The sequence below is a fragment of the Mesorhizobium sp. M4B.F.Ca.ET.017.02.2.1 genome (genome assembly GCF_003998955.1).
Taxonomy (GTDB): domain Bacteria; phylum Pseudomonadota; class Alphaproteobacteria; order Rhizobiales; family Rhizobiaceae; genus Mesorhizobium; species Mesorhizobium abyssinicae.
The window spans coordinates 36,164-44,559 of record NZ_RZOF01000012.1; the positions used below are offsets into that span (position 1 = coordinate 36,164).

At 62.7% G+C, this 8,396-nt stretch carries 6 protein-coding genes and 2 pseudogenes; 4 read left to right on the plus strand and 4 right to left on the minus strand.

The features are described 5' to 3' along the window. The first annotated feature begins 216 nt into the window (after positions 1-216). Positions 217-1,551, plus strand: a complete 1,335-nt coding sequence (locus EN738_RS03320; RefSeq protein ID WP_127282440.1) for a dicarboxylate/amino acid:cation symporter — start codon at positions 217-219, stop codon at positions 1,549-1,551. A gap of 134 nt (positions 1,552-1,685) precedes the next feature. Further along, positions 1,686-2,267, plus strand: a complete 582-nt coding sequence (locus EN738_RS03325; RefSeq protein ID WP_127282441.1) for a histidine phosphatase family protein — start codon at positions 1,686-1,688, stop codon at positions 2,265-2,267. A gap of 259 nt (positions 2,268-2,526) precedes the next feature. Here the strand turns inward: EN738_RS03325 and EN738_RS03335 are convergent, their stop codons facing one another. Together EN738_RS03335 and EN738_RS03340 are read right to left on the minus strand one after the other, a co-directional pair. Continuing rightward, positions 2,527-3,279 (minus strand): pseudouridine synthase, encoded by a 753-nt coding sequence (locus tag EN738_RS03335; protein WP_127282442.1) that lies wholly within the window; start codon positions 3,277-3,279, stop codon positions 2,527-2,529. Between the two features lie 135 nt (positions 3,280-3,414). Beyond that, on the minus strand, positions 3,415-3,858 hold the full coding sequence (locus EN738_RS03340; RefSeq protein ID WP_128272899.1) for a hypothetical protein: 444 nt from the start codon (positions 3,856-3,858) through the stop codon (positions 3,415-3,417). A gap of 821 nt (positions 3,859-4,679) precedes the next feature. Here EN738_RS03340 and EN738_RS03345 point away from each other — a divergent pair. Further along, positions 4,680-6,599 carry a potassium transporter Kup gene (locus EN738_RS03345; protein ID WP_091600265.1) on the plus strand — a complete coding sequence of 640 codons (1,920 nt, stop codon included), beginning with the start codon at positions 4,680-4,682 and terminating at the stop codon, positions 6,597-6,599. 298 nt (positions 6,600-6,897) lie between these two features. Continuing rightward, a complete protein-coding gene (locus EN738_RS03350; protein ID WP_091600251.1) occupies positions 6,898-7,134 on the plus strand; it encodes a hypothetical protein in 237 nt (78 codons plus the stop codon). Positions 7,135-7,308: 174 nt separating this feature from the next. On the opposite strand, the pseudogene EN738_RS03355 reads toward EN738_RS03350, so the two are convergent. Then, positions 7,309-7,911, minus strand: a pseudogene (locus tag EN738_RS03355) (ATP-binding protein); the annotation flags it as partial. A 16-nt stretch (positions 7,912-7,927) separates the two neighbouring features. Next, a pseudogene (locus tag EN738_RS03360) lies at positions 7,928-8,396 on the minus strand (IS21 family transposase); the annotation flags it as partial.

Sequence of the window (8,396 nt, forward strand, 5' to 3'; positions counted from 1 at the left end):
TTCGCACAAAACACAATTCGACCCATGCGGATGGCCGCACGTAGCCATCAGACCGGGCGGCCAGCGGATCGAAAAAAGCCAACAAAATCAAAGCAGCTGCCCGCCGGCGGAAACTGGCACGCGGGTTGCAACGACGGAGTCGGCAGTCGCGAGGCTGTTGGAGGTCAAATGCCCCGGGAGGTCGAGCCTTTCGATCGGGGCGCAACGGAGGACGTCATGCAGACAACATTCGCTGCCGCCGAGCCGCGCGGCAAAATGCCCTTTTATCGGCATCTCTATGTGCAGGTCCTGGCGGCCATCGCCGCCGGCATCCTGCTTGGCCACTTCTATCCCGAACTCGGCGCGTCGCTGAAGCCGCTCGGCGATGCCTTCATCAAGCTGGTCAAGATGGTGATCGCGCCGGTGATCTTCCTGACGGTGGCGACCGGCATCGCCGGCGTCTCCGACCTGCACAAGGTCGGCCGCGTCGCCGGCAAGGCGATGATCTACTTCCTGTTCTTCTCGACGCTGGCGCTGATCGTCGGCCTCGTCGTCTCCAACGTCGTCCAGCCCGGCGCCGGGATGCACATCAATCCGGCGACGCTCGATGCCAGCAAGGTGTCGACCTTCACCGAGAAGGCGCATGACACCACCATCGTCGGCTTCCTGATGAACATCATTCCCGACACGATCACCGGCGCCTTCGCTCAGGGCGATATCTTGCAGGTGCTGTTCTTCTCGGTGCTGTTCGGCGTCGCCCTCGCGCTGGTCGGCGATCGCGGCCGTCCTGTGGTCGACTTCCTGCAGGCGCTCACCGCGCCGATCTTCCGCCTCGTCGCCATCCTGATGAAGGCCGCCCCCATCGGCGCCTTCGGCGCCATGGCCTTCACCGTCGGCAAGTACGGCATCGGCGCGATTGCCAACCTCGCCTTCCTGATCGGCACCTTCTATCTGACGTCGCTGCTCTTCGTGCTGGTCGTGCTCGGCGCGGTGGCATGGTACAACGGCTTCTCGATCCTGGCGCTGATCCGCTACATCAAGGAAGAGCTGCTGCTGGTGCTCGGCACCTCGTCCTCGGAAGCCGCCCTGCCTGGCTTGATGGCCAAGATGGAGCGCGCCGGCTGCAACCGCTCGGTGGTCGGCCTGGTCATCCCGACCGGCTATTCCTTCAACCTCGACGGCACCAACATCTACATGACGCTGGCCGCGCTGTTCATCGCCCAGGCGACCGACACGCCGCTCACCTTCGGCGACCAGATCCTGCTCCTGCTCGTCGCCATGCTGAGCTCCAAGGGTGCCGCCGGCATCACCGGCGCCGGTTTCATCACGCTCGCCGCCACGCTCTCGGTCGTGCCTTCGGTGCCGGTCGCCGGCATGGCGCTGATCCTCGGCGTCGACCGCTTCATGTCGGAATGCCGGGCGCTGACCAACTTCGTCGGCAACGCGGTCGCGACCATCGTCGTGGCGCGCTGGGAAGGCGAACTCGACCAGACGCAATTCGCCGCCGCCATGGCTGGCCAGTTGCCGGAAGAGGCCGACCTGGCGCTGTCCGGGGGTCTCCAGCCCGCCTGATCCAGTCAGGCGCCTCCCAAGCCTGGAGAGGCCGCGGCCGGTAAAACCGGTCGCGGCCTGTTCTTTTTGCCGGTCGCCGCATAGGGTGGCGCGGGCCTTTCGTCCGGCCTGGTCGCAAGCGGCGAGGGGCCGGCATGAGCAGCACGTTTCCCGAGATCTACCTGATCCGCCATGGCGAAACCGAATGGAGCGCCTCGGGCAAGCACACCGGCCGCACCGACATTCCGCTGACGGCGAAGGGCGAGCAAGCCGCCCGCGGCCTCGCCGATCGGCTCAAGGGCCTCACCTTCCAGGCCGTATGGTCGAGCCCTTCGCAACGCGCCTTCAATACCTGCACCTTGGCCGGCTTCGGGGCGGCCGCGATCAAGAAGCTCGACCTGCAGGAATGGGACTACGGCGCCTATGAAGGCGTGACGACGAAGGAGATCGTCGTCGGTCGCCCTGGCTGGAACGTGTTTCGCGACGGCTGTCCGGGCGGCGAGCAGGCCAGCGATGTCGGCGCCAGGGCCGACGCCATCATCGCCGCGCTTCGCGCTGTCGCCGGCAATGTGCTCATATTTTCGAGCGCGCATTTCCTGCGCGTGCTAGCGGCGCGATGGATCGGACTGCCGCCTGACGGCGGCGAGCATTTCGTGCTGGACACCGCAAGCCTCAGCATCTTCGGCTACGAGCATGACCTGACCGAGCCGGTGATCCGCCGGTGGAACCAGAAATAGCTTGGCTTGGCAAAATCGATACCTTGGCGTTGGCCGAAACACCCGTCGGTTCGTCATTCTAGGGCGAAGCAAGGAGCGAAGCGACGCAGCGCAGACCCTAGAATCCATGCCGTTACTTCAACGCGTTGCAACGGTGCAGAACGATCTCAGTTCTGCACAGCCTCTACCTTTCGAGTGAGGTCACGGCATGGATCCTCGGGTCTGCGCGTTCGCTTCGCTCCCGCTCCGCCCGTGGATGACGAAGTTCGGGGCGCAGCCACTAGGCAACTAGCATCGCTACTTCCTCCGCCGTCAAATGCCGCGCCTTGCCCTTGGCGAGATCGCCGAGCTGCAGGCGCCCGATCGCCACCCTGATCAGCCTCAACACCTCGACGTCGAAGGCGCCGAGCAGCCGGCGGATCTGGCGGTTGCGGCCTTCGTCGAGCACGACCTCCAGCCAGGCCGTGCGGCCGCCGCTGCGCAGCAGCTCGATCGAGCGCGCCGTCAGCAGTTCGCCGTCGACCGTCGCGCCGTCGCGAAACCGTGCCAGCATGGCGTCGTCGGGCGCGGTGCCGATCTGCACGTGATAGGTCTTGTCGACATGCGAGGCCGGATCGAGCAGTCCGTTCGCCCAGCGCGTGTCATTGGTCATCAAAAGCAGGCCTTCGCTGGCCTTGTCCAGCCGCCCGACGGGCGACACGAAGGGCAAGTCGAGCCCCTCGAGGCAATCGTAGACCGTGCCGCGTCCTTCGGGATCGTCGCGGGTGGTGACCAGCCCGCGCGGCTTGTTGATCATCAGATAGACCTTGCGCTCGGCAACGACCTGCTCGCCGTCAACCGCGATGCGGTCGCGGTCGAGGTCGACGCGCAGCGACGGATCGCGCGCGACCTTGCCCGCCACCCGCACGCGGCCTTCCGCGATCAGCACTTCTGCCTGCTTGCGCGAGCACAGCCCAAGCTTCGACAGCGCGCGGCTGAGGCTGACACCCGCGCCCGGAGGTCGTCTGATGCTGTGCGGCGGCGGTCGTGCCATGATCCGGCGTTCTTTCCCGATGGACGGCGACAGATGCCACGGGCGGCGGCGGGATCGCAAGCCGCAGCGTTTGCGGTGAGGTGGGCCGGTTTTTGCCGAATGCCTGTCGGGCAGGATGATCGACGCGTTAAGACGTCATTCCACTGGCGGCGCGCTCAGTCGCCGGAAGGAAACGCCGTCGAACACTGCTGTCACGAAGTCGGTGACGGACATCTTGCGCTTGCGCCCGTCGCTGCAGGCATAGACCGGCCAGCCGTCGTCGCTGCATTCGCTGGCCAGGCAGATCTGGGCGAGGCAGTTCCCCGCGGTCAGCCGGAAACCGCCCTTGCCGGCGAAGCCCTGCAAGAGACTGCCGTCCGCCGCGCGCCACGTCCGTTGGCTGAATTCCGTCCGCAACAGGCGTGGTTCCAGGGGGACCGCAAGGTCGGCATCGCCGGAGCGCCCGGCAAGCTGAAACCGGAACCGCGCCATGGCGGTCGTGTAGGCCGTGACGGTATCCGATTCATGCGCATAGGCAGTCGCCAGACTGGCATGGTCGAGCAGATGAGACACACGCTCGCCTGCCTCGACCGGCATCATCAAGGCAACGATGGCAACAAAGGCGAAGCAAGCTCGCGACATCGATCTTCCAGCAGCCATACCGATCCGGCGTGCCGGTCTGCCCCCCGGTTCGCCTGCGGCAGCATCGTGCCAATCGGCGCACGGCGCAAGCCGCCCAAAAGCGGTTGGTTGCGCCTGGCGCAACATAAGAAATACGAGAGGCGATCGTTGCCTATGGCTCTTGATTCTTGTGGGAGAAAAATGGTGCCCAGAGGCGGATTCGAAGCGAAGGAAATCTGGCTTTGTTTCCAAATAGTTGACGCCCACACAAGAGCAGGGATAGCCAACAAAAATACCAACAAAATATTTCTGTGGATTGGTTCGGTTCCCGGAAATCGCTCTATTCGCTCAATGCCATCGCATCCCAACCTTATCTCAGAAGCGGAGCGTTGAGCAAGTCGCAGGTCCGCTGCTGCCTCCAATTTCCCCGAGATCTGATCGCCCTTACCACTTGAAGATGGCGGCGAGAGCGTCTTTCGACTTGACGCTTACGTCCTTGAAAATATTGAACTTTTCGCGGCATTTGTTACACAGTCTGTTACACGGCTACAGCGTTAATTTAAGCTCTCGGCATCTGAGCTCGCGCGCCCGAGCATCGACCTAATCCGATACTGGCTCGGGGCATCGTTGCTCCCGGAGCTTCAGCGTAGTCTCGCAAAAATTCCCAAGCCGCTTCGGGGCTGACGAGTCTGCGAAGCCGACGAGCGATAGGCAATACCGAGACGCAGACATTACGTGACGGCACTTGATATTGCAGTGCAGCAAGCGTAGAGCACCGCCCGCTTATGGGAGTGTCGTCCATGGCCCTTACCAATGCTGGTAACGAGGCAGAACCTGTCGAACAATCGAGCCATTCTGAGGTCGAGCAGCACAGCACCAAGGTGCTGATGCTGGGCGCGTTGGGCGTGGTTTACGGCGATATCGGCACCAGCCCGATCTATGCATTCCGAGAGGCGTTGCACGCATCGGCCGGTGGCAACGTCGCCAACCGTGGCGACATCCTCGGCGTACTCTCGCTGATCATCTGGTCGCTGACGATCACCGTCACCATCAAATACATCATGTTCGTGCTCCGTGCCGACAATCGCGGCGAGGGCGGGGTGCTGTCGCTGATGGCGCTGGCGCGCAACAGTTTCCCGACGCGCTCGGCGGTGATCCTCGGCATCGGCATTGTCGGCGCGGCGCTTTTTTTCGGCGACGCAGTCATTACGCCGGCGATCTCGGTGCTGTCGGCGGTCGAAGGTATGAATGTCGTCACGCCGACCTTCCAGCCCTATGTGGTGCCGCTGACACTGGCCATTCTGGCGGTCGTGTTTGCGGTACAGCGGTTTGGCACCGGCGGCGTAGGATTGGTGTTCGGGCCCGTTACCGCGCTGTGGTTCCTGGCCATCGGCCTTTCCGGCCTCAACCACATCATGGACGACCCGGAAATCCTGCTGGCAATCAGCCCGCATTATATCGTGTCATTCCTGATCAACTCGCCCGAAGTCGCCTTCGTCACGGTTGGTGCGGTTTTTCTCGCCGTCACCGGCGCTGAGGCGCTCTATGCCGACCTCGGCCATTTCGGGCGCAAGCCGATCGTGCTTGCCTGGCTGGCCATCGTGTTTCCTTGCCTGTTGCTCAACTATGTCGGGCAAGGCGCCTTCGTGCTGGCGAATGGCGGTGTCGTCGGTCATCCCTTCTTCGAGATGAACGAAGGCCGGATGCTTATCCCGATGGTGGTGCTGGCGACGGCGGCGACCGTGATCGCCAGCCAGGCGGTGATCTCCGGCGCTTTCTCGCTGACCAGGCAAGCAGTGCAGCTCAACATGCTGCCGCGCCTGGAAATCCTGCATACGTCGGAAAGACAATCCGGCCAGATCTATATGCCGCGCGTCAACATGCTACTGGCGCTCGTGGTGATGCTGCTGGTGGTCGGCTTTGGCGAATCTAGCAAGCTTGCCTCGGCCTACGGCATTTCGGTGACAGGCAACATGCTGGTGACGAACATACTGCTTTATGTCGTCATGACGCGCATCTGGAAATGGCCGCTCGGCGTCGCGATAGCCTTAATGGCGGTGTTCGTCTTCATCGATACCGGCTTCTTTGCAGCCAACATCGTCAAGGTATTCGAAGGCGGCTGGGCCTCGCTTGCCATTGCCGCAGTGATCGTGATGACCATGTGGACTTGGATAAGAGGCACCAGGTATCTATTCGACAAGACGCGCAGGAACGAGATTCCGCTCGATTCCCTTGCAGGCAATCTGTTGAAGAGGAAACCGCAGCTGATGTCCGGTACGGCCGTGTTCCTGACCAGCGATCCCGCCAGCGCGCCGACCGCGTTGATGCACAGCCTGAAGCACTACAAGGTGCTGCACGAACAGAATGTCATCCTCTCGGTGGTGACGGCGCAACAACCCGTCGTGCCCGACAGTGACCGGGTCAAGATGGAAACGATCAACGAGCTGTTCATGCGGGTGACGCTGACCTTCGGCTATATGGAGCAGCCCAATATCCCGCGCGCGCTGGCGATCTGCCGCAAGCAGGGCTGGAAGTTCGACATCATGACGACCTCTTTCTTCCTGTCGCGGCGCTCGCTCAAGGCCTCGCCCAATTCCGGCATGCCGGTCTGGCAGGACAAGCTGTTCATCGGGCTGGCGCGCACGGCGGCCGACGCAACGGAATATTTCCAGATCCCGACCGGACGCGTCGTCGAGATCGGAACACAGGTGGCGATTTAGTGCATGCCGCAGTTCAGCAGCTGAGAAGCCACTTGAGCGTGTCCATAGAAAGCGCCTCACTGAATACCAAACATCCCCATCCTCTGTTTGGTACGTTTCCAACTCTTGATATCTTGGAATTGACCAAGGATCGCTGCTTGGGTTCTGTCTCGGGAGGCGCGACTTCGGTGAGCAGAACTCTAGCAGCCCTTTCCCAGACTCTCCGCATGAATCGGAGTAGCCTGCTTCCATCGGCGATTTACATGTGGCATCGCCGTTGAGCGACGGCCACCCTTCCGCCCTAATGGGAGGAACAGCTATGGTCAGTAACACCAGCTCAATGAGTGGCATTGCCTATCCCAGCGACCTGGCTTTGTTGAAGCAGGTCTTTGATCGTGTCTGCGCCGAGGCAGGTATCTCCGTTAGTAGCATGCAGGCGGAGCGCCTGAGCGTGAGCGTAATGGCACTGTTCTCGGACGGCGAGTTCGATGAGGCCGTTCTTTATGAACGCCTTAAGCTTGATGCCCGCTCCTTGCCCAGAACGGGCAGCGTATGACCTCCGATCATCAGGAAGTCCTCACGAGCCTTGTAGCTCGTTATGAAACCGTAGTGTCGATACAGGACCGGATCGTTGAGCACGACCGGCGTTTCGGGCCTAGCATCCGAATTGGATGAAGTCCTACTGGAGCGGCTGCTCGTCTCGTTACGGAAGGCCCGCGTCGCCCTGGAGCTGGGCGGTGATCAGGGTGGATTTGCGGCGATAGCGTTCCTCGACGATTTCGAACAGATGGAAGCGCTGTTGGTCGGTGAGGCTGTGAGTTCCGAAGTCATCGAGGATGAGCAGTTGCGCGCGGGTGAGTTTGTCGATGAGGCGTGGGAAGCGGCCATCGAGACGAGCGAGCGCCAAATCCTCGAACAGGCGCGGCACGCGCACATAGAGCACGGAATGATCGAGCCGTGCCGCTTGCCGTCCGAAGGCGCAGGCCAGCCACGACTTGCCGGTTCCGGTCTGGCCGGTGACGATCAGGTTCTCATGAGTTTTCAGCCATTTGCCCTGGGCGAGCGCCATGGTGCTGCGCCGGTCGAGTCCGCGCGGCGCGGCAAAGTCGATGTCCTCGATGCAGGCTTCGGGAAAGCGCAGCCTGGCTGAGGCGAGCCGGTTCCGGACGCGCTTGTCGGCCCGCATGGCGACCTCGCGGTCGAGCATCAGGCCGAGCCACTCGTCACGGCTGAGTTCGTTGGCGTTGTTGCGTTCGGCCAGTTCGCGCCAGGCGGCAGCCATGCCGGCCAGACCGAGGGCCTGCATCTGGTCGAGGGTAGGGTTCGTCAGCATTCTTTCTTTTTCCTTCACGGTAATAGGTGGAGCCGCGGATGTTGGCGTCTGGGGTGTCGGCTTTGCCGGTTCTGCGGAGCTGGCCCGGTCGAGGCCGGCTTTGAGGATGGCGGTGACGGAGGAGTAGGCGATCGCGTTGATCAGCAGCGCCCGCTCGCAGGCGGCATCGAGACGCTCCGGCCCATAGCGCGGCGCCAGCGACAGGATGCCCATGGCCGAGCGATATCCCTGTTCCGGATGCGGCCGGTCGCGCATCATGCGCTCGACCAGGATGGCGGCGTTGGGGCCGATCCTGGCCGCCCTGCTGATCAGGCTGGCCGGCGTGGTGTTGGCGTAGCGCTGGTGCGCCTTGGGCATGTGTTCGTTGACGGTGACATGGCCGGAACGCTGTGAGCGACGGACATGGCTGGCGACACGCTGGTGATCGTGGAAGATCTCGACCACTCGATGCGTGAGCCGCACCTCGACGGTGCGCCCGATCAGCC

Coding starts and splice junctions, on each gene's coding strand:
- EN738_RS03320 (WP_127282440.1), top strand. CDS start 217: ATGCAGACAACATTCGCTGCCGCCGAGCCGCGCGGCAAAATGCCCTTT.
- EN738_RS03325 (WP_127282441.1), top strand. CDS start 1,686: ATGAGCAGCACGTTTCCCGAGATCTACCTGATCCGCCATGGCGAAACC.
- EN738_RS03335 (WP_127282442.1), bottom strand. CDS start 3,279: ATGGCACGACCGCCGCCGCACAGCATCAGACGACCTCCGGGCGCGGGT.
- EN738_RS03340 (WP_128272899.1), bottom strand. CDS start 3,858: ATGATGCCGGTCGAGGCAGGCGAGCGTGTGTCTCATCTGCTCGACCAT.
- EN738_RS03345 (WP_091600265.1), top strand. CDS start 4,680: ATGGCCCTTACCAATGCTGGTAACGAGGCAGAACCTGTCGAACAATCG.
- EN738_RS03350 (WP_091600251.1), top strand. CDS start 6,898: ATGGTCAGTAACACCAGCTCAATGAGTGGCATTGCCTATCCCAGCGAC.